Origin of the sequence: Flectobacillus sp. (assembly GCF_049240685.1) — a bacterium.
In the GTDB taxonomy this organism is placed as follows: domain Bacteria; phylum Bacteroidota; class Bacteroidia; order Cytophagales; family Spirosomataceae; genus Flectobacillus.
The window spans coordinates 1-1,073 of the sequence record NZ_JBMLSD010000260.1; the positions used below are offsets into that span (position 1 = coordinate 1).

The 1,073-nt window shown below is 31.9% G+C and carries 1 protein-coding gene; it reads left to right on the forward strand.

The window, feature by feature from the left end:
- The first annotated feature begins 480 nt into the window (after positions 1-480).
- Positions 481-1,047 (forward strand): YceI family protein, encoded by a 567-nt coding sequence (locus ACOVQ4_RS12150; protein ID WP_421820909.1) that lies wholly within the window; start codon positions 481-483, stop codon positions 1,045-1,047.
- The last annotated feature ends 26 nt before the right edge of the window (positions 1,048-1,073 follow it).

Below are 1,073 nucleotides of genomic sequence, written 5' to 3' on the forward strand. Positions count from 1 at the left end.
TGTTCTTGCCGAATGCCCATAGCTGAAAGCTCAAAAACTAAAATTTATTTTGTGTACTAACTTCATAACGTTTGATTAAAAGACTTCAAATAATATAAAATACTCCCTCTAAACCCCATTAATCCTATTCAGTTTCACTCTCAAAATTCATTTATAAAGTTAGTAATCATACTCGCAGCCAGATTTTCAACTCCTTTTCGTTTAACAATTTTATTTCTTTAGATTTTCTAAATCAATATAGTTTTCATTATTTATTAGCCGCTATAATCTATTAAGCCTATTTGTCAAGTATATGAAAAATATCGTCGTATATGCCTTTATTTTAGGCTTATAGCTAAATTCTAAAAGTCCTTGGATTATTTTTTTTAAGTTGTAGGCAATTGAGTAAATTCATTATAATTGGTTGTAAAACTACAATTTTTAGTGCTAAATATTTTCTTTTATACTTTATCTATTTTTAACCCAAAAACTTTCATTACCATGAAAAAAATCACTATTCTCTCTCTCCTTTTGGTAGCATCTTTAAGCACATTTGCACAAAAATGGTCTGTAGATAAAGCTCACGCTAAAATCGGCTTTAGTGTTGTTCACATGATGCTTTCTGATGTAGACGGCTCTTTCAAGAAATTTGATGCCACTATCACTTCATCAAAAGAAGATTTCTCAGATGCAGTATTTGAATTTACTATTGATGTAAACACCATCAATACAGACAACGACATGAGAGATGGTCACCTAAAAGGTGATGGTTTCTTCGATACGGCTAATTATCCTAGCATCACTTTCAAAAGTAATTCTGTACAAAAAGGAAGTGGAAAAGCCTTGAAAGTAACTGGTGATTTGACCATGCATGGCGTAACAAAACCAGTAACATTTGATGTTACATTGAATGGTATCGGCGAAAACCGTCAGAAGAAAAAATTAGCTGGTTTCAAAGTAGTAGGTACTATCAAACGTTCTGATTTTGGCGTTGGTGGCAAAACTCCTTCAGCAGTAGTTAGCGACGAAATCGAATTGAAAGCAAACGGAGAATTTGTTCAAAACTAATTGATTCAGATTTTCTAAAAATATCA